The organism is Pseudomonas fluorescens, from assembly GCF_001902145.1.
Classification (GTDB): domain Bacteria; phylum Pseudomonadota; class Gammaproteobacteria; order Pseudomonadales; family Pseudomonadaceae; genus Aquipseudomonas; species Aquipseudomonas fluorescens_BV.
Genome location: NZ_MRST01000021.1, coordinates 23,654 through 44,642 on the forward strand (window position 1 = coordinate 23,654; position 20,989 = coordinate 44,642).

Consider the following 20,989-nt stretch of genomic DNA (forward strand, 5'->3'; position numbering starts at 1 on the left):
CATTAGATGATTCTCAAGTTGTCGCAAGGGCAGTCGATATACTTTTTTGCTTCAAGTGTTATTGACATTGCTTCTAAGTTGGGGTCAAAACGCGCATGCGATAATTGGAGTGGCTTTTGATAGAATCATAAGCAGGACAAATACTTTTTTCTTATTTCGATTTGTTAAGTTGGATTTCTGGTGAATGTCTTTTCTTTGCTAGCCTAGGGAACTTGCGGTTTCTAGGTTTATAAATAAATCCAGCAGTCTCCATCCATTTTTGCGTATATCAAATTCTACTCTCCCAGCGGTCTGGAGCTTGCTCAACAGTATATGACCGCCAGCTATTGCTACGAAATGTCCGAGGAGCGTTTCGATTCACAGCCTTGCGAGGGATTTTTCTGTTTTGGCACTTTACGCCTGCCTTGAACTTGACCAAATAGCGGTTACCATCGAGTCAAAAAACAGCTATATCAACCCGGCCTTGCCTGGGCGTATTTTTGGCTCCGGCCGAATAGAACATCTGAAAGGTGAAATCTGTTTCACCTCAGGCCAATTGAGCAATGAGGCAGGCAAGGTCCTGGCCACTGCGACAGCGACTTACCGCATCAGCAAAATGAATTTTGCTGATGCGAAGGGTGTGGACCCAGCAGCGATGTCTAATTAACCGTAGGCCCGCTGGTACATGCTTGGGAGCGAAATCAGCGTAACAAGTGGCAGGATCGCGACGCCGCGGATGACGCAGTGACTTACTCAAAGGAAAAGTAACCTTCATTGAATACGCTCTTCGCCGATCCTCCGAGGCGGCTGAGCCGACATACCCAGGGTTTTTGAGACGTTTCGCAAGTGGGAAAAGTCTGATGCTGGCTTACCATAGTGCAAATGTTTTAGTCACGAGGCCACTCCGTGCGCCAGTCTCAGCCGCCAGCTCGTTCATCTCTGTCTCGCAAGATTACTCCGCAGACCCAATTGAGCACATTTGCCGCTCAATTCCGTCACGCGATGGCTCAACAGGACTATTCCGTCGCTCGCCTTTGCTGTGAAAAAGCATTGAAGATGATGCCGGGAAATATGTCAGTGCTCAGCGACTATGCCTTGTGTCTGTTGCGTGAGGGCCGGCATGCAGAGTCGTATGCCATCTACCAGCAAATCTATCAGTCCCCGCAACGTGCCAACGCTTCGGCGACCTGGCTTGACGGCCTGACCGAGGTGTGTGGCTGGTTAGGTAAAACAGATGAGTTGCGTCGTTACGGGTATGAGTCACTGACCTCTGCTGACGAATCCCTGAAGCATTGCAAGAAATGGCAGAAACCACAGACGCCGCTGAAACCGTTTGATGCCAGCCATCCTGAAAAGAACGTTATTGCCTTCAGTCTTTACGGTGATCAGCCACGTTATTGCGAAACGTTGATCGAGAATGCCTCGCTGGCTCGTGAGCTGTATCCCGCCTGGACATGCAGGGTTTATCTGGATAACAGCGTCCCGACTCACGTACAGACGCGTCTGCAGCGCGCGGGAATGATCCTGGTCGACATGAGCGCTGAAAAACAGATATTACCGACCCTTTGGCGCTTTCTGGTCATGGATGACCCCAGCGTCGAGCGTTTCATCGTTCGAGATGCCGATTCCCTTCTTTCCGAGCGCGAAGCCGCGGCGGTGGAGGAGTGGCTGGATTCGCCCTTTCACTTCCACCATATGCGCGACTATTTCACCCATACGGAGTTATTGCTGGCGGGGCTGTGGGGCGGTGTGAACGGATATTTCCCGCCTGTGGAAGGGATGATGCGGGCATTTATCCAGCAGTATCAGGGTAGCGAGCGTTTCACCGACCAGTCCTTTCTCCGTCACGTCCTGTGGCCGACGATCAGGGAAAGCCTGTTAAGTCACGACAATATATTTGGTTTTCATCAGGCGCGGCGCTGGCCGCAACACAAGCCAATTCGGTGGCAGCATGCAGCGTTCCATGTCGGCAGCAATACCTCTTATTCCAGCCTTAGCGGCCCTTGCGGGTTGCCGGAGGGAGAGCGACAGCCGGTGGATCTGGTCCGCCAAGGTATGACGTTCCGGTATTACGCTACGGTAAAGGATGGTCAGTGGTTTCTCGGCGTGCCGTTCTTTCTTGTCGATGAGTTCAAAGCGGGAACGATGCGAGTGGTGCTGCCTCTTCCTGGCGCACCTCATCCAGGATGACCCGGAAAATGTATGGGGTTTCTGACAGCTTTTTCTCGTCAGCTCGTTGTTTTTTTACTAGTATCCCTCGCCTACGCACTCACCGTGAGAGACTGCGCGTCTTGAGGCTAGAATCTTTTACACTCGATCATTGAATGAGTTATTACCGTTACCCAGTACGTAACAACTCAGGCAACCATAATGACTCTTTGGTGAAACCGATGAATAAAATTTCCGGCATGGTTGTATTGGCAGGGCTTGCTCTCTCGGGATGCGCTACTAAGGCTCCAGAAAAACCGGTGACACCGCCGCCTGCGGTCGTCCAGCAAGCACCGCGCGCGCCCGTACCTGTGACGCCGCCAAGCCCGCCAGTGCGACCCGCTGCAACTGCCAGTGCTGACACCCAAACGGCCGCCCAATCAGAGCCAGCGACAAACTCAAACCAGCTGCGCGTCCAACAATGCCGCAGAGAGCTGGATACCATGAAGCTTTACAACAAAGCGTCTTATGACAAGTACGAGGCGGAATTCCAGGTCATTGCCAGCAAGACCAATAAATATATGCAGGTTAAAGACTCAATTAGCCCGGATATCAACGATATGGTGATGCCGGGTTATCAATTCCAGATTCGTGAGTTCTGCTTCCGCGTCAAAACCCGCCTGTCGCAGCTAGTGGTTCGTCAAGCTCGATAAATGTTTAGACTTTAGGGCGTGCCCTGCGCCCTGAAGATTTAACGATCCAGTACACCAAAAAACAGTACTCTCCCTTCCGAACGTTATCTGCGTTGCCAAGACTCGGCGATGGTTGTCGCGCGTAATAATAAAAAGAATAGGTTCGCCGCAGCATGCGGTTGAATAGGCTGCCTGAAATAAGGGGGCTGAGTTCGTGCGGCATAGGATAATGCCGTTGAAGAGCTATTGCGAAAATCGAATTAGGGTAATGCGTGGAGCCTGGCGATGTCCACGGCTTGAACAAGATTGTCTGTGCAGAGCTTTTTAAACAAGCTTTTCTTATGGGTGCTTACCGTTTTGCTACTTAAGTGCAGCTGGTCAGAAATTTCTTTGTTGGAATAGCCTGCCGAGAGTTTTTTGAGGATCAATTGTTCGCGTTCGGTGAGGCTGTCTTTTATGAACCTGTCGAAATCGTCAATCTGAATGGATATCTGCGCCCTTCCTAGCGCGGGATAATACTTCTCCCCACGTTCCATTGAAGCCATGGCGCTTATGATTTCGAGAGAGTCTAGATGCTTGGGGATGTAGGCGCTGATGCCCGACGCCAGGCATTCCCTCTGATAATGCACGTTGTCGTATTCAGAGAAAACAATGATTTTGTCTTTGATATTCAGTGTGCTGGCAACGTGGAGGAATTCTGCGCCACAGATCAGTGACTGGGTCGTGTCGATTATGATGAAGGAAGGCTGGTTCTGTAAAATGACGGTGTAAATGTCTTCACCTTTGCTATAGCCGTTAATCAGGTGATAGCCATGCTCTTTGAGTACTTTTTCCAGCCCGATATAAACCAGGGGGTGGCGATCAATCAGTACTACTTTCTTTTCCATTTTTGTTGACTCGCTAGTTCGATTGTATGCAGCTCGCCGTACCCAGGGTGAAGCCAGGCATGCCATCAGCAAGTGCAGTTATCATGCCCTTTCATACCTGAAAAGACACGGGCAGATACTTTGATAGCGTGTTGTATAAAGGTGCTTCGCCTGAAGTTTCAGTGACGAATGAACAGGCTGGTATTTATAGCGCACGTTAAAGTTCAGCATCAAGCGAGTCACCGCGAAAGTCATCCATTCAGACACTATTTGAGACGGGTCTTGTCTTGTCTGAGGTCTCGAAACGATAAGCCCGTGCGCGGCCCTTTCAAGTGCGCGCCATTACCCGGTCTACCTTACAGCCCCCTTGCGATCTGCCCTGCGGTTTTTGAGACATGTCTCTAGTGGGTTTTGCCCTGTCCGCGGCCACAATTCCAATACTAGGCTGACGTGTGTCTTTTTCTCACGGAGGTCTCAACTGCGTCGCCGGACCGGCGGACGTGAAGAGTACTACTCGTATTAAGGTAATTATGATGAGTGTAGTTCCAGTAAATGCGGCCGTTGTCGATGAAAATACGATTGTCCAGGCGCAAGTTCTGTCCCAAGGCAAAGTCGCTAAAGTCAAAGCTATTGCGAATGGTAAATACATCCTTTCCGAGGGTGAAAACGGTGTAGCCCCGGAAAACGTCACGCTTAAGCGCGTCGGCAAAGACCTGCAGGTTTTCCTTGAGGGCGACGATCAGCCGCAGCTGATTATTGAAGGTTTCTACGACCAGCCCGGAACCTTGGTAGGTAAAGGCGAAGACGGCGAGTGGCACGAATATATCGCGACCAGCGGCGAAGACCGTGACGATGCTGCCTTCCTGATGGACGGCGAAAGCTCGGCGGTTGCGTTGGGTGCAGGCATTTTCTCCGGCATCGGCGAGCTGGTGGCGGCCGGGACGGCATTCTCTCCGGCCTTGCTGGCACTGGGTGCATTGGCCGCGCTGGGCGCAGCAATCGGTTTGGGCCGCATGCTGGACAATCGCGACTCAGGGAACGACGACGTAGGTATTGCAATCGCCCGGCCTCCCGCCCCCTCTGTCGAGGGCGGCATCGACGACAAGGGCGACATTCAGGGCCCTATTAAAAGTGGCGACACCACGGACGACGATACTCCGACCTTAATCGGGACCGGTACGCCAGGTAACGTCATCATCGTAAAAGATGGCGATGACATCATTGGCTCGACTGTTGTCGGCGATAACGGCCGCTGGGAGTTCACTCCGGACGTCCCGCTCGCTGAGGGGGAGCACGTCCTTACGCCTATCGAGCGTGATACAGGCGGCAACATCAGTGAACCGGGTGATGGCTTTACGGTGATCGTTGACACCACCGCACCGGACAAACCGGGTACAGGCGGTACCGGTGGCGATGGTATTGGTAACGTTTGGGATGATATTGGACCCATCCAAGGCAACGTAGGGCGCGGTGGATACACTGACGACACCATGCCGACCCTGGAAGGCAGCGGTCTGACGCCGGGCGACATCGTGACCATTATCGACAACGGTCAACCTATCGGTTCGGCCCTTGTGGACACCAATGGCGGCTGGAGCTTCACGCCGAGCACTCCGATGCCCGACGGCGACCATAACCTCACGCTGATCGTGCGGGACCAAGCGGGTAATCCCTCCGTGGAGTCCGACCCGTACCTGATCATCATCGACACCCAGCGGCCAAATGCGCCGACCATCGACAGCGTTATCGACGACCAGGGCGCTCAGACCGGCCCGATCACCGCCGGTGGTCTTACTGACGACGCGCAACCGCAAATCAGCGGTACCGCCGAAGCCGGCAGCACCGTGATTATTTCCGATAACGGCGTGGTCATCGGCAGTGCGCCTGTCGATAGCGCCGGCAACTGGTCGTTCACGCCAGTACCGCCGCTGCTCAACGGTCCGCACAACCTGACCGCCAACGCACAGGATGTCTCCGGCAATATCAGCTTGCCGTCCAACCCGTTCGGTTTCGACGTGCTGGCAGGCGGCAACGCCACAGCTCCGTCCATCACGGGCGCCTGGGACGATGTCGACGGTCATACCGGTATGTTGCACGGTGGCGACCTGACCAACGATGCCATGCCTGAACTGCGCGGTACCGCTCAGCCGAACCAACTGGTCTTCCTGACTGTCGATGGCGTGATCGCCGGCAGCGTAACGGCTAACGCTACCGGCGATTGGAGCTGGACGCCTCTCGTCAAACTGCCGGACGGTACCCACAACTTCGTGGCCTCGGTGATCGATGCGACTGGCAATCCGAGCCGCACCGGTGATTTCCGTCTGGACATCGACACCACGCGCCCTGACGCCGCGGATGATGTGACCGCCAACGATAACGTCGGCCCGACCGTCGGCCTGATCCCTCAGAACGGCACGACCGACGACAGGACCCCAGCCATTGAAGGCTCCGGTACTCCTGGCGATGTGGTGATCATTGAGGATAACGGTAAGGTGATCGGTTCTACCGTGGTCGAAAATGACGGCCAGTGGAGCTTCACGCCGACAACTCCGATGCCGGACGGTCCGCACAGTGTGGTGGTGGTGATTGAAGACCCGGCGGGCAACCGCTCTGACCCAAGTGCACCGGTTGATTTCATCGTAGACACCTCTGCGGTCGTCATCAGCCTGGATTACGCCGTTGATAATGAAGGCAGCCTGACCGGCAACCTGGGCAGTGGCGCCGCGACGGATGACACCACGCCGACGTTGGTCGGTCGTGCCAGCCCGAACAGCGTGATCGAAGTGTTTGATAATGGCGTGTCGCTGGGTTCGGTGCGCACTACTGCCCAAGGCGACTGGAGCTTCACCCCGACGACCGCGTTGCCGGAAGGCAGTCACTCGTTCCGCGCCGTGGCCACCAACACTGCGGGCGCCGTGAGTACACCGACGGCCGATTTCAACCTGGAGATTGACACCACCGCACCGGACAAACCGGGTACAGGCGGTACCGGTGGCAATGGTATTGGTAACGTCTGGGACGACGTAGGGCCAACCCAAGGCAACGTAGCGAACGGCGGACATACCGACGACAACACGCCGACCCTGGAAGGCAGCGGCCTGCAGCCGGGCGAGACCGTGACCATTATCGACAACGGTCAGCCTATCGGCACGGCCATTGTGGATGCCAATGGCGGCTGGCGCTTCACGCCGGACACCCGTCTGAACGACGGCGACCATAACTTCACGCTGATCGTGACCGACCTTTCGGGCAACCCTTCCGTGGAGTCCGACCCGTACCTGGTCATCATCGACACCCAGCGGCCGAATGCACCGACCATCGACAGTGTCGTCGACGACCAGGGCGCTCAGACCGGCCCGATCACCGCAGGTGGTCTTACTGACGATGCACAGCCGCAAATCAGCGGCACCGCCGAAGCCGGCAGCACCGTCATTATTTCCGATAACGGCGTGGTCATCGGCAGTGCGCCTGTCGATAGCGCCGGCAACTGGTCGTTCACGCCAGTACCGCCGCTGCTCAACGGTCCGCACAACCTGACCGCCAATGCGCGCGATCTTTCCGACAACCTCAGCCTGCCGTCCAACTCGTTCGGTTTCGACGTGCTGGCAGGCGGCAACGCCACAGCTCCGTCCATCACGGGCGCCTGGGATGATGTCGACGGTCATACCGGTATGTTGCACGGTGGCGACCTGACCAACGATGCCATGCCTGAACTGCGCGGTACCGCTCAGCCGAACCAACTGGTCTTCCTGACTGTCGATGGCACGATCGCCGGCAGCGTAACGGCTAACGCTACCGGCGATTGGAGCTGGACGCCTCTCGTCAAACTGCCGGACGGTACCCACAACTTCGTGGCTGTGGTGATTGATGCTTCTGGCAACCCAAGCCGCACCGGTGATTTCCGTCTGGACATCGACACCACGCGCCCTGACGCCGCGGATGATGTGACCGCCAACGATAACGTCGGCCCGACCGTCGGCCTGATCCCTCAGAACGGCACGACCGACGACAGGACCCCAGCCATTGAAGGCTCCGGTACTCCTGGCGATGTGGTGATCATTGAGGATAACGGTAAGGTGATCGGTTCTACCGTGGTCGAAAATGACGGCCAGTGGAGCTTCACGCCGACGAATCCGCTGCCGGACGGTCCGCACAGTGTGGTGGTGGTGATTGAAGACCCGGCGGGCAACCGCTCCGACCCAAGCGCCCCGGTTGATTTCATCGTAGACACCTCTGCGGTCGTCATCAGCCTGGATTACGCCGAGGATAATGAAGGCAGCCTGACCGACAACCTGGGCAGCGGCGACGTAACGGACGACACTACGCCGACGTTGGTCGGTCGCGCCAGCCCGAACAGCGTGGTCGAAGTGTTTGATAATGGCACGTCGTTGGGCACTGTGCGCACCACGGCCCAAGGCAACTGGAGCTTCACCCCGACGACCGAGTTGCTGGAAGGCAGCCACCACTTCACCGCCGTAGCGACCAACCTCTCGGGTGCCGCGAGCCCGCCGACGGCCGATTTCACCCTAGACATTGACACCACCGCACCGGACAAACCGGGTACAGGCGGTACCGGTGGCAATGGTATTGGTAACGTCTGGGACGACGTAGGGCCAACCCAGGGCAACGTATGGAACGGCGGACGTACCGACGACAACACGCCGACCCTGGAAGGCAGTGGCCTGCAGCCGGGCGAAACCGTGACCATTATCGACAACGGTCTACCTATCGGCACGGCCATTGTGGATGCCAATGGCGGCTGGCGCTTCACGCCGGACACCCGTCTGAACGACGGCGGCCATAACTTCACACTGATCGTGTCCGACCTGGCGGGCAACCCTTCCGTAAGGTCCGACCCGTACCTGATCATCATCGACACCGCGGCGCCGACCGCGCCAGTGATCACCAGCGTGATGGATAACGCGGGCACCGCCATGGGTGATATCGCCAACGGCGGTATAACGGATGACACCACGCCAACGTTGCAAGGTACGGCCGAAGCGAACAGCATCGTGCACGTTTATAACGGCGCGACCCTGTTGGGCAGCACCCTGGCGACCCCTGCTGGCACCTGGGAGTATACCCACCCAACAGCGCTGACCGACGGCACGACCTACACCTTCCGTGCGACCTCCACGGATGAGGCCGATAACGTCTCGGTTTACTCAGCCGACCGAGCGGTGACCATCGACGCCACGGCGCCGGCCGCGCCGGTGATCACCACCGTGATGGATGACGCGGGCACCCTCAGGGGTGACATCGCCAACGGCGGTAGAACGGACGACAGGACGCCAACGTTGAACGGTACGGCTGAACCGAACAGCATCGTGCACATTTATAACGGCGCGACCCTGTTGGGCAGCGTCCAGGCGACCGCTGCTGGCGGATGGAGCTATACCACTCCGACGCTCAACTTCACCAACTATACGTTTAGAGCGACCGCTACAGATGCGGCGGAAAACACGTCGGGCTACTCCGCTGAACGTTCGATAGTAATCGACACTGCCGCACCGGCTGCACCCGTGATCACCACCGTGATGGATAACGCGGGTACCGCCACCGGCAACATCGTCGATGGCGGTAGAACGGACGACAGGACGCCAACGTTGAACGGTACGGCCGAAGCGAACAGCATCGTGCACATTTATAACGGCACGACCCTGTTGGGCAGCACCCAGGCGACCCCTGCCGGCACCTGGAGCTATACCACTCCGACGCTGAACTTCACCAACTATACGTTTAAAGCGACCGCTACAGATGCGGCGGAAAATACGTCGGGCTACTCCGCTGAACGTTCGATCGTCATCGACACTGTGGCGCCGGCTGCACCCGTGATCAGCACCGTGATGGATAACGAGGGTACCGCCCTCGGCAATATCGTCGATGGTGGTATAACGGACGACAGGACGCCAACGTTGAACGGTACGGCCGAAGCGAACAGCATCGTGCACATTTATAACGGCACGACCCTGTTGGGCAGCACCCAGGCGACCCCTGCCGGCACCTGGAGCTATACCACTCCGACGCTGAACTTCACCAACTATACGTTTAAAGCGACCGCTACAGATGAGGCGGAAAACACGTCGGGCTACTCCGCTGAACGTTCGATCGTCATCGACACTGCGGCACCGACCGCGCCAGTGATCACCGCCGTGATGGATAACGCGGGCACCGCCACCGGTGACATCGCCAACGGCGGTAGCACGGATGACACCACACCAACGCTGAGGGGGACGGCCGAAGCGAACAGCATCGTGAAGGTTTATAACGGCACGACCCTGTTGGGTAGCGTCCAGGCGACCCCTGCTGGCACCTGGGAGTATACCCACCGAACAGCGCTGACCAACGGCACGACCTACACCTTCCGTGCGACGGCCACGGATGCGGCCGAAAACGTCTCGGGCTATTCCGCTAACCGAGCGGTGATCATCGACACCACGGCGCCAACCGCGCCAGTGATCACCACCGTGATGGATAACGTGGGCAACGCTACCGGGAATATTGCCAATGGCGGTAATACTGACGACACCACGCCAACCTTGAACGGTACCGCCGAAGCAGGCAGCGTGGTGCGTATTACCGTGGACAACGGGGCTGTCTACAGCGTCACGGCTACCGGCGGTACTTGGACATGGACACCGCCAGCGGGTCTGGCGCTGGGTAACCATAGCTTTAGCGTGACGGCGACAGACGCGGCGGATAATACGAGTGGCGCAACAACGCGTACGTTGACAATCGTTGCACCTACGACTTCCGGGACAGAGAATTTTGAAGGCGCTGTTACTGGAAAACCTATGTCTTATGCCTCAGGTTTGAACATCATTAGTGCACCGGGAAATGACACTGCAAGGATCGTTTACAGTCAGGTAGGAGGCCCTGCCGATTGGAGCAACGGTTTACACTTTGGCCCAGATAGCGGGGGGGGAACAGTTAGTCCAGGCCCGATGGTGTTCAACGTAGGCGGAACAACAGATATTACCTTTAATATCTCTGGGTATGGCGGCTCGGGGCAGGCAGGTCAGGTTGCCAGTATCATCATACTTGATACCGCCGGTGCCCAACTGTACTCAGGCACTACCGGTGGAACCTCGTTCACGTTTACCGCGCCGACGGGTAGGCTGATCGGGAATATCTCGCTTGATACCAATGACAACAGTGGTTTGATGATTGATAACCTCGTCTGGGGCGCACAAACCGTAGTGACTACTGCGGCTATTAGCAGCACTGAAAGTGTTGAAGAGGTTGAAAGTTCAAAAGAGACGGCGGCAGATGAACATGCAGCGGCAACGCTGGATCATGATACTCATACGTTGACCCTGACAAACGCAGAGCAACCTATTGATCTGAGTTACATCCTTGGCAACAACGAGCCCGTGACCACCGTGGATATGGCCAACGGGACCCCGGATGTCCTGAACATCACGCTGGATGACGTACTCTCTCTTGGTGAAATGAATGCCTTCATCGAGGACGGGATGAAGCAGATGATGATCCAGGGCGAGGAAGGTGATGTCGTCAATCTTGACGATCAACTCAACGGTACCGATCCGACTGAATGGGCGAAAGCGACACAAGCCGTAGAAGTGGCCGGCGTTCGCTACGATGTGTTCCAGCACAGCACTTCAAGTGTTGAACTGCTGGTTCAGGAGGGTGTGACAACCAATCTTACTTGACCCCAGGTTTTACTGACGTCGTCGCTGGGTATGGGCGGCGTCATTTCACCGGGTTTATTTGATTTTTCTACTCACACCTTTTGAAGAGCGGCCTCGTTGTGAGGCCGTGGAGAAGTTATGAATATGTTCAAAACTTGCACCTTGACCGCGTTGATTGGCGGCGCTTGTGTCATGTTTTCCGCTCAGGCTGCAGAGGTATTTGGCCAGGGGTACATGCCCGTTGCAGGCGTGGGCCCGAGCCAGGCGCAGGTGGTGCTTTATCGCGAGGCTGATCAGGCCGCAGGCAGCGCCAACGTGTATATCGATGGCGAGTTCCAGTCGGCGCTGTTGCCTAATGGCTTCACCACTTTCTGTGTCGTGCCCGGCAATCACAGCCTGGGGGCTTTCGTCAAAGACGCTCCGCTTTACCAAGGCAAACATGACCAGCCTTGGCGCAGCGACTTGAAAGGTGGGCAAACCTACTTCATGAAAGTGAGCAGTGGCATGGATGGCAAGCCACAACTGCTGAAGCGTGCGGATGCGGAAAAAGCCCTGCGCGGCATGAAGGCACAGGCACATATGTTGTCGCGCGCCTCTGTGGTTGAAGCCTGCCAGTACGTGGCGGAGAAACCCAAGGACTACACGCTTTCGGGCGATGTGTTGTTCCGTTTCGGTAAAGCCGATCGCAGTAACATCACCGCTGAAGGGCACCGGGCGATCACCGATCTGGTACGAAAAATTCGTGGCGAAAACAGCACCATCCACAGCGTGCAAGTGACGGGGCATACCGACCAGATTGGTGCCGAGAGCACCAACATGCTGCTCGGTCAGCGCCGTGCAGAAACCGTGCGCTTGCTGATGATTCAGGCCGGTATTGCGGCGCGCGACATTACCGCCAACAGTGCCGGCATGGCCGAGCCGGTGGTTACTGACTGCTATGGCAGCAAAGCCGAACAGATTGCCTGCTATGCCCCAAACCGTCGCGTGAGTGTGCGTGTCGAGGGCACCAGTGCCGTGGGTGAGTGAGTATTAGCCAGCATGGCTTGATCGCTCACACCTTGTTGTGATGTGAAATTTTCGGGACGGAATTATCCGTCCCGTTTTTTTTCCTAAGAAAAAACCTGCAATTAATCGATTTTCGTCGTTCATATCCCTCCCTTTAAACGCCGGCTCGTCCAGCGCCCCTTAGCCCTAATGCCGTTCAGTTAAGCGAGCGCAATGCTCAAAACCACGAAGGTCCCCTGTGGGAGCTGCGCCAGGTGCTGATTTTGTGGGCAATCCATGACCAATGTGGGAGCTGGCTTGCCTGCGAAAGCGGTGGTTCAGTTGAAGAATCAGTGACTGACGCGCCGCCTTCGCGAGCAAGCCCGCTCCCACAGGGGATCTGCGCCAGGCGCTGATTTTGTGGGCAATCCATGACCAATGTGGGAGCTGGCTTGCCTGCGAAAGCGGTGGTTCAGTTGAAGAATCAGCGACTGACGCGCCGCCTTCGCGGGCAAGCCCGCTCCCACAGGGGATCTGCGCCAGGCGCTGATTCTGTGGGCGACGCATGACCAGTGTGGGAGCTGGCTTGCCTGCGAAAGCGGTGGTTCAGTTAAAGAATTAGTGACTGACGCGCCGCCTTCGCGGGCAAGCCCACTCCCACAAGGGATCTGTGCCAGGCGCTGATTCTGTGGGCGACGCATGACCAGTGTGGGAGCTGGCTTGCCTGCGAAAGCGGTGGTTCAGTTAAAGAATTAGTGACTGACGCGCCGCCTTCGCGGGCAAGCCCGCTCCCACAGGGGATCTGCGCCCCGCCTCTCGAAAACCAATGGTTTATCCCAATAAAACGGCGTTTTGCGCCGAGCAAACAGCACATTTAAGAAATGTCTTGTCCTGCACTTTTACCTACCAGTGTCAGAATTTTCCGACTCATGCAGCGATGCCTTTTTTGTGTAGGCGCTGTTCAACCTACGTTGATTGCACGGAGAACAGCAGATGCGAAATGAAGCCGATCCGAAGGTAGGGGAGGAGGCCGTGGAGGTAAAACCTTTTACCCGCCTCGACGACAGTTTGCTGCGCAGTGTTTCCTGGGTCTGCCACCACTATGGCTTGGGGAAAACCGACCAGGGCTTGCTGGCCGGCCTGCCGCGTGCCGGCTCACTGACGCCCTCCCTGGCGCTCAAGGCCTTGGAAAACGCCGGGTTGACCGGTGGCCTGGTCGAGCGTGGGCTGCAAGAGCTGCCTGAGCAAGTGATGCCGATCATTCTCATCCGTGACGGTTCTGCGGGCTGTATCGTGCTGTCGCGCCGCGCATTCGTTAATGCGGACGGTAAAAGAGACCTGGCGTATCAGATCATCCTGCCGGAAGTGAGCGACCAACCGGTCGAAGTGCCTCACGCAGAACTGATGAGCTATTACGCCGGCTACGCGATTCTGGTCAAACCCTTGGCGAAGGTGGAAACCAGCGATAACGACCCGCTGCCTCAGCCCAAGGGGCACTGGTTGTTCAGCACGCTGTGGCGCTATCGGCGTTACTACCGCAGTGCAGCGATTGCGGCGGTGCTGATCAACCTGCTGGCGTTGGCCAGCATTTTCTTCACGATGAACGTGTATGACCGCGTGATCCCCAACCAGGCATTCGTGACGCTGTGGTCCTTGGCCATCGGTGTGACGTTGGCCATGGTGTTCGAAGCGGTTACCCGTTACATCCGCGCGCATTTGATCGACGTCGCCGGGAAAAAAGCCGACCTGGTATTGGGCAGTATTTTATTTCGCCAGGCCCTGGCAGTCCGTATGGAGCACAAGCCCGCTTCCTCGGGCAGTTTTGCCAACCAGATCCGCGAATTCGAATCCGTGCGTGATTTCATCGCCTCCGCCACGCTGGCGGTGATTACCGACCTACCTTTCGTGCTGCTCTTTCTGGTGGTCATTTTTGCGATTGGTGGGCCACTGGCCTGGATACCGGCGCTGATGATCCCGCTGATCATTCTGGTCAGTGTCGGTATCCAGTGGCCGCTTGCGCGAGTCATGAAGGAAAACCTGCGAGAAGCCTCGCTCAAACAAGGCGTGCTGATCGAGTCCATTGAAGGCATGGAAACGCTGAAATCCACCAACGGCGAAGCCTGGATGCAGCGCCGCTGGCAGCGGTTCAGTGCGATGCAATCGGCGTCAGGCATGCGCTCCAGGCAATACTCGGCGATTGCGACCGGGGTTGCGACCTTCTTGCAACAGTTTCAGACCGTGGCGCTCATTGTCACCGGTGTTTATCTGATCGACGCCGGTACGCTGACCATGGGCGCGCTGATTGGTACGGTCATGCTCGCCGGTCGTTGCACCGCGCCGCTGAGCCAGGTGGTCGGGTTGGCCATTCGTTTTCAGCAGGCCAAGGCCGCCCTTGATGCGCTGAACAAACTGATGGATATGCCGGTGGATCGCGATAAGACCTGCAGCTATCTGGCGCACCCGGAAATCAGCGGGAATATCAAACTACAGGGCGTTAACTTCTCTTATCCCGCCCCACCGATGCAACCGAACCCGGAAGTCCTCAAAGGTATCAACCTGAGTATCCAGGCCGGGGAGCGTGTGGCGATCATCGGGCGCATCGGCAGTGGCAAATCCACCTTGCTGAGGCTGATTGCTCGCCTGTACCAACCGGTCAAGGGCCAGATGTTTGCCGACGACCTGGATGTGAGTCAGATCGACCCTGCGGACTGGCATCGCAGTGTGGGTTTCGTTGGCCAGTCCGCCCGTCTGTTCCACGGTACGTTGCGTGAGAACGTGATGATCGGTTGCCAGGATGCCACCGCGCGTGAACTGCTGCGTGTGCTCAAGCTCACCGGCCTGGACCAGGTAGCCGCACGACACCCGGCGGGGATCAACCTGCCCGTTGGTGAGAGCGGTGACAGCTTGTCCGGAGGCCAGCGACAACTGATTGCCCTGGCACGCACCTTAATTGCGAACCCCACGCTGTTACTGATGGATGAGCCAACCAGTGCGATGGACGCCCAGACAGAACAGCATTTCATCAGTCAGTTGAAGCTGGCCATCCAGCAACAGACGCTCATCGTTGTCACGCATCGCCCATCGATGTTGGCGCTGGTCGACAGAATCATTGTCGTCGAGGAAGGCCAGGTCGTATTGGACGGGCCGAAAGACACGGTGCTGGAGAAACTCAAGCAAAAGTCTGCGACGCCTGCGGTAAGCCGAGTCAAGCCCGTGGATGCGGCGATGACACCTGCCGGGCATTCATCAACGGCACCCGAAAGCCAGCCGGCTTCGGTCTGAGGTCATGATGTTATTTAAAGCTAAAAAACAGGAAATTTCGCGCAACGACTCGGCCTTCATGAGCGATATCCACGAGTCGCTGCTCGCACAAACCACGCCCGGCTCCATGCTGGTGCTTTACATGGTCATGCTGGTGTTGGGTGGTGGGTTGATCTGGGCACACTTTGCCCGCGTGGAGGAGATTACCCGTGGCGAAGCCAAGGTGATTTCCAAAGGCCGCGAACAGGTGATCCAAAGCCTGGAGGGCGGCATCCTCGCCAGTATGAAGGTGCACGAAGGGGACATTGTCGAGCGTGGGCAACCGTTGCTGCAGATGGACCCCACTCGCGCTCAGTCCAGTTTTCAGGAAGTGCGACGTAAAGCCATCGGCCTGAAGGCCACCATCGCGCGTTTACGCGCAGAGGCGTTCGATATTCCGCTGGAATTCGACAACGAAGTGCTTTCCGTTCCGCGCGAAGTGGAACTGGAAACCAGTGCCTACCGATCACGTAAAAAATCCCAGGATGCAAGTGTGGGTGCCTTGCAAAAAAGCTATGAACTGTCGATGCGAGAAATTGCTCTGGCGGAGCCATTGGCTGGCCGGGGATTGATGTCGGAAGTCGAACTGCTGCGTATGCGACGCCAGGCTAACGATCTGCTTTCCCAGATAGCCGACCGCAAAAATCGCTTCCAGTCAGAGGCCAATACCGAGCTGACCAAGCTGGAGCTGGAACTGGCCCAGACGACGGAGAGCCTGGTAGGGCGTGCGGACGTGGTGGAGCGCACCACCATCACCGCGCCGCTGCGTGGCACGGTGAAGAATATACGCGTCAGCACGATTGGCGGCGTTATCCAGCCGGGTGAGCGCATTCTGGAGATTATCCCGCTGGAGGATCAACTGCTGGTTGAAGCGCAGATCCGCCCCTCCGACGTGGCTTTTTTACACCCCGGATTAAAAGCGACGGTGAAAATCACCGCGTATGACTATGCCATCTACGGCGGCCTTACCGGGCAGATCGAGACGATCAGTCCGGATACCTTGAAAGACGATCAGAAAGCCGCGGCCGGTCGCCCCGACGCTATCTATTACCGCGTGATGATCCTGACCGACAAAAGCAGCCTTGAGGCGGGCGGCAAGGCACTGCCGATCATCCCTGGCATGGTCGCGAACGTTGAAATCAAAACAGGTGAAAAGACCATTCTTGACTACCTGCTCAAGCCCGTTTTCAAGGCTCGTGAAGCCTTTCGCGAGCGTTGATAATGTCTAGAGAAAAAACCTCACGGTTTCCCGTCCGTTTGCTGAGTTTGGCCGTCGCGCTGGCGCTGTATGGCTTGGGCAATAACACGTCACTTGCGTCGGAAGATGATGAACTACTGATGTTTACCGCGTTACGACATGGTGCGGTGGAGAAGCCTGCGCCGGTCGTTCCAGTGGCGGTGGCCCCAGCTCCGGTGGCTCCAGCGCCGGTCGCCCCGGCACCGGTGGCTCAAGCGCCGGTCGTCCCGGCTCCGGTGGCTCCAGAACCGGTCGTCCCGGCACCGATGGCTCCAGCGCCGGTCGCCTCGAGTCCGGTGGCTCAAGCGCCAGTCGCCCCAGCGCCGGACGTTCTGCCGAGCAAGTCGTTCATCAAGGATGTTGAGGTGGTGCCGCCGACGGTGATTGCGAGCCAGCCTGTTGCTCGGCCCGCTGAAAAGCCGTTGCCTCCGCCTCCTCAGCCACCCGCTCTACCTGAGCCTGCGACTCCCGTTGTGCAAGCGCCTTTGGTGACGCCCGCCGCTGACAGTGCTGTTCCACAACCCATGGGCGTTTCTGCGCTGAGCTTGCGCTCGAAAACTACCTTGCCGGCGCAAAGGAAACTGTCGCGTGCCGAACTGGAAAATTCGCTTTCCGAAAGCGAGGTCAGAACCTTGTTTTCCCAAGCGGTCATGCAGGCCCTGCAGATCAATCCAAAAATCAACAGCAGCCGGTCGCAAGCGGACGCCGCCCAAAGCAGTATCGATGAAGCGAAAGGGCAGCGCTGGCCGCAGCTCAATGTCAGCAGCAACAGTAAAAATCTCAACTTCGGCAGTGGCAGTCGCCGGGAGAATGAGGATGCTGTTTCCCTGAACCTCAACCTGGCCACCACGCTGTATGATTTTGGCCAGACCAGCCACACCATCAAGACGCGTGAGGCTCAGGCCGAAGCCGCTACGCTGATGATCAGCGCGGAGTCGGAATCCACCGCATGGGACGTGAGCAGTGCGCTCACCGAACTGAGTAAACAACGCTTGGTCATTGCCGTCAGCCAGGATTACGTCGCGCGTATGAACGAACTGACGAAGATGCTGCAAGGCATCGTGGCCGTGGATCAGGGACGCAAGAGTGAGCTGACTCAGGCAAAAGGACGATTGCTGTCCGCCGAGTCCCAGCTTGATGCCGCCGTGGCTAAAGCACGTGATACGGAGATTGTGCTTCAGCGTTTATTGGGAGAGTCTTCGATCACGTTGCCACCCGCCACCCAGTGGCGTTTGCGCCTCCCCGACCCGCAGAGCCAGCTGAGTAAGGTGGAGTCGCATCCGACTGTTCTGAAAGCGCGGGCCGATACGCAGGCCGCAGAGTCTGAGGCGGCCGTTGTCCGCGCGTCGGGTTTACCGACGTTCAGTTGGGTCGTCAGCAAGAACACCGGTCAGGATGAGTTGGGACGCAGGCAGGCTTATGAAACCGGTATTCAGGTCAGTTGGGGGTTGTTCCGCGGTGGTTCCACCCGGGCTGCGGAGCGTGCCGCACTGGCGCGAGCCGAGGCGAGTCGTTATTTGGTGGAAGATCAGCAGCGCGATTTGGAACAACGGATCAGGGCTGCCAATCAAGACGCCAGTTCATTGCTCGAGCGCGCGGACCTTTATCACAGCTTGACCGCGGAGACAGACCGTATTCGGGTGGACTTTTTTGATCAGTGGTATCATCTTGGCAAACGGAGTTTACTTGACGTGCTAAGTTCGGAGTCAGACTACTATAACAATAGAGTCAGTGAGGTCAGCAGTCGCTTTGATGGTTACGCTGCTATCATTCGAAGTTATGCGAGTTCTGGTACATTGATTAGCTGGTTGAATAACCGCTCAAGTGAAAACTGACACAGCTGTTCGGATCTGAAAAGATGGATGTTGTCAATGAGGAAACCGTTATGATTTCGAATGTGCCCACCAAACTTCGCGTGGCAGTGGTTGACGATCATCCGTTGATTCGTAAAGCTATCCAGTACAGCCTGGCACACGAGCCGGATATGGTGCTGACCGCTAGCTGTAAAGACCGTGATGAAATTACTCCGCACCTGGCCAGTGGGAAAGTTGATGTTCTTGTACTCGACTACTTGCTCGAGGGCAAAGATAATAATTCGGATGGGCTGCAGCTGGTCAAACACATCATCCTGAACTACCCCAAGGTGAAAATCCTGGTGTATTCCTCCGTTGAAAGCGCTGCGGTGGTCAAGTTAGTAATCAAGGCCGGGGCGAAAGGGTTTATTGGGAAAAGCAAAGAGCTGGAAGAGTTGATCGAGGCTATTCGTTATGTAGCCACGGACAAACTGTTTTTAACCGCCGACATGCAGCATGAGCTGGACAAGTTTTCCGTTGCAGAAAAAAGCATGCGGCCTTTTATTCCCATTCGACCTGAAGGCGCAGAGGCGGAAGTGCTGTTTCGTGCGTTATCACCGCGTGAAGTGGAAGTGATTCGCTGCTACCTGGGCGGGCAGAGTATTTCAGACATTGCCCTTAAATATAACCGTAGCCGTAAAACGATCAGCGGGCAAAAACAGTCAGCCTTACGCAAACTGGGTCTGAACGCCGATGTGCAGTTATTCAAATTTAAAGATATGTTTTAGTTCCTGGGCCGGCCGCATCCATGGCCCTTTGTAGGAGCGAGCTTGCTCGCGAAGATCGTTAACGATAACGCGGGGCCCCTGGAACCACGCGGCGCTCTTGAGTTTTTCGCGAGCAAGCTCGCTCCTACAGATTGGGGCTGCGGCTGTGCTTGGGAAATTTCCTACAAGTATCTGCTCCCCAACCCTGATCATCATTGAGCCGTCATCTTTCAAAATGCTTTTCCTGGCTCGCCGAAGTAGCAAACGAAAAATGATCTCACTGCGTATTCTGGTTTTAGAAAAGCACTCCGTTCAGCGCAACGCGGTGGTCGCCGCGCTACAGCAATTGGGTATTTTCAATATTGTGCAAGCGAGCACCGGCGAGCAGGCGCTGGCGTTGATGCAAAGGCAGGGCGCGGTGGATGTGGCCTTGTGCGACCTGGCGCACAAGGGCATGGACTGCCTGGATTTCCTTAACTGCGCCGGCCAGCTTCTGATGGTCCGGTCGGTAATCCTCTACTGCGATTTCCAACCGCAGCTGCGTCGCGCAATCGAACAGATGGCCTCGTTTTCCGGTCTTGAACTGCTCGGTACCCTCAGTACCCCGATCCGCGCCGAAGCGTTGCAGAAGATCCTGCAGCGTTACCAGCGCGACTGCCTGGCCACCGCCGCGATACCGTCGCCTGCGACGACGCTGCCGAACGAAGGCGACATTCGCCGCGGCCTGGCCCTGGGGGAATTTCGCGCATTCTTCCAGCCCAAGTTTATGCTGGCCAGCGGTCAGGTGACCGGGGTCGAAGTCCTGGCGCGCTGGCAGCACCCGACTAAAGGCTTGCTGCTGCCCAAGGATTTCCTGGCGGCCGTATTGGCGTATGACTTGATTGACGTGATGTTCACGCAGTTACTGGAACAGGGCCTGAGCCTGCTGAGCGTATTGCAGCGCGATGACCGGGTCCTGGAGATGTCGTTCAACCTGCATGCTTCGCAGTTACGAGAGATGGGGCTGATCGACCATATTCGTCAGGCAATGAAGCGTTATGGCATATGCGCGTCGAACCTCACCTTCGAACTTGCAGAGAATGGCCTGCTCGAGATTCAGCCCAGGATCCAGGAAGGTTTGCTGCGTTTGCGCGTGATGGGCTGCGGGCTGTCGGTCGATGACTTTGCCGTCGGCTTTTCCTCGCTGAAACTGCTTTGCCAGTTGCCCTTCACCGAAATCAAGCTGGACGGTGAGTTTGTCCGCAGCATCCATGAGCCGCGCAGCAAAGCGGTGATCGCCAGCACCGTGGCGTTGGCTCGCGCGCTGAACATGGCGCTGGTGATCGAAGGGGTCAGCAGGCAGCGCGAATGCGATGCGTTGATCAAGATGGGGTGTGAGCAGGGCCAGGGTTTCTACTACGCCAAGCCAATGTCATCCCATGAGCTTCTAACGTGGCTGCAAGTACCTGTCGTTGCTGGACAGGAGGGCATTTAACGAGCATTCGAACCCGCAAAAACAAATCGCAGGCAAGCTTGCAAAGCTTCGAATATGCTAGAGGGCATGACATAGATTGTTACTGGGCGTTTTTGGT

General features: G+C 56.9%; 12 protein-coding genes. 10 read left to right on the forward strand and 2 right to left on the reverse strand.

The features are described from left to right. Positions 1-385: 385 nt before the first annotated feature. The 3 genes from BUE92_RS08755 (at position 386) to BUE92_RS28820 (ending at position 2,840) form a co-directional block, all read left to right on the forward strand. On the forward strand, positions 386-646 hold the full coding sequence (locus BUE92_RS08755; RefSeq protein WP_073523152.1) for a PaaI family thioesterase: 261 nt from the start codon (positions 386-388) through the stop codon (positions 644-646). 239 nt (positions 647-885) lie between these two features. Then, the gene (locus BUE92_RS08760; RefSeq protein WP_073523153.1) at positions 886-2,169 is read left to right on the forward strand and encodes a tetratricopeptide repeat protein; all 1,284 of its coding nucleotides are present in this window, start codon (positions 886-888) and stop codon (positions 2,167-2,169) included. Between the two features lie 134 nt (positions 2,170-2,303). Next, positions 2,304-2,840 (forward strand): hypothetical protein, encoded by a 537-nt coding sequence (locus BUE92_RS28820; RefSeq protein WP_256673944.1) that lies wholly within the window; start codon positions 2,304-2,306, stop codon positions 2,838-2,840. A 239-nt stretch (positions 2,841-3,079) separates the two neighbouring features. Here BUE92_RS28820 and BUE92_RS08770 read toward each other — a convergent pair whose 3' ends face one another. Continuing rightward, positions 3,080-3,706, reverse strand: coding sequence for a response regulator transcription factor (locus BUE92_RS08770; protein ID WP_073523155.1), 627 nt, complete (start codon positions 3,704-3,706; stop codon positions 3,080-3,082). Positions 3,707-4,125: 419 nt separating this feature from the next. After that, the gene (locus BUE92_RS28825) at positions 4,126-4,503 is read right to left on the reverse strand and encodes a hypothetical protein (protein ID WP_256673953.1); all 378 of its coding nucleotides are present in this window, start codon (positions 4,501-4,503) and stop codon (positions 4,126-4,128) included. Positions 4,504-4,698: 195 nt separating this feature from the next. On the opposite strand from BUE92_RS28825, the gene BUE92_RS08775 reads away from it, so the two are divergent. The 7 genes from BUE92_RS08775 (at position 4,699) to BUE92_RS08805 (ending at position 20,892) form a co-directional block, all read left to right on the forward strand. Beyond that, a complete protein-coding gene (locus BUE92_RS08775) occupies positions 4,699-11,358 on the forward strand; it encodes an Ig-like domain-containing protein (RefSeq protein ID WP_256673950.1) in 6,660 nt (2,219 codons plus the stop codon). Positions 11,359-11,475: 117 nt separating this feature from the next. Further along, positions 11,476-12,363 carry an OmpA family protein gene (locus BUE92_RS08780; RefSeq protein WP_073523157.1) on the forward strand — a complete coding sequence of 296 codons (888 nt, stop codon included), beginning with the start codon at positions 11,476-11,478 and terminating at the stop codon, positions 12,361-12,363. Positions 12,364-13,314: 951 nt separating this feature from the next. After that, entirely contained in the window at positions 13,315-15,603 is a 2,289-nt protein-coding gene (locus BUE92_RS08785; RefSeq protein ID WP_073523158.1) for a type I secretion system permease/ATPase, read from the forward strand. 58 nt (positions 15,604-15,661) lie between these two features. Beyond that, positions 15,662-16,840, forward strand: a complete 1,179-nt coding sequence (locus BUE92_RS08790; RefSeq protein ID WP_256673945.1) for an HlyD family type I secretion periplasmic adaptor subunit — start codon at positions 15,662-15,664, stop codon at positions 16,838-16,840. Between the two features lie 2 nt (positions 16,841-16,842). Then, positions 16,843-18,693: a TolC family protein gene (locus BUE92_RS08795; RefSeq protein ID WP_073523160.1), complete on the forward strand. Its 1,851-nt coding sequence runs from the start codon at positions 16,843-16,845 to the stop codon at positions 18,691-18,693. Positions 18,694-18,716: 23 nt separating this feature from the next. Continuing rightward, positions 18,717-19,439, forward strand: a complete 723-nt coding sequence (locus tag BUE92_RS08800) for a response regulator transcription factor (RefSeq protein WP_218599079.1) — start codon at positions 18,717-18,719, stop codon at positions 19,437-19,439. A 250-nt stretch (positions 19,440-19,689) separates the two neighbouring features. After that, positions 19,690-20,892: an EAL domain-containing response regulator gene (locus tag BUE92_RS08805; protein WP_073523162.1), complete on the forward strand. Its 1,203-nt coding sequence runs from the start codon at positions 19,690-19,692 to the stop codon at positions 20,890-20,892. Positions 20,893-20,989: the final 97 nt, after the last annotated feature.

Excerpts from the sequence above, each read along its gene's own strand:
- BUE92_RS28820 (WP_256673944.1), top strand. The coding sequence starts at position 2,304 with ATGAGTTATTACCGTTACCCAGTACGTAACAACTCAGGCAACCATAAT.
- BUE92_RS08770 (WP_073523155.1), bottom strand. The coding sequence starts at position 3,706 with ATGGAAAAGAAAGTAGTACTGATTGATCGCCACCCCCTGGTTTATATC.
- BUE92_RS08775 (WP_256673950.1), top strand. The coding sequence starts at position 4,699 with ATGCTGGACAATCGCGACTCAGGGAACGACGACGTAGGTATTGCAATC.
- BUE92_RS08780 (WP_073523157.1), top strand. The coding sequence starts at position 11,476 with ATGAATATGTTCAAAACTTGCACCTTGACCGCGTTGATTGGCGGCGCT.
- BUE92_RS08785 (WP_073523158.1), top strand. The coding sequence starts at position 13,315 with ATGCGAAATGAAGCCGATCCGAAGGTAGGGGAGGAGGCCGTGGAGGTA.
- BUE92_RS08790 (WP_256673945.1), top strand. The coding sequence starts at position 15,662 with ATGAGCGATATCCACGAGTCGCTGCTCGCACAAACCACGCCCGGCTCC.
- BUE92_RS08795 (WP_073523160.1), top strand. The coding sequence starts at position 16,843 with ATGTCTAGAGAAAAAACCTCACGGTTTCCCGTCCGTTTGCTGAGTTTG.
- BUE92_RS08800 (WP_218599079.1), top strand. The coding sequence starts at position 18,717 with ATGGATGTTGTCAATGAGGAAACCGTTATGATTTCGAATGTGCCCACC.
- BUE92_RS08805 (WP_073523162.1), top strand. The coding sequence starts at position 19,690 with ATGATCTCACTGCGTATTCTGGTTTTAGAAAAGCACTCCGTTCAGCGC.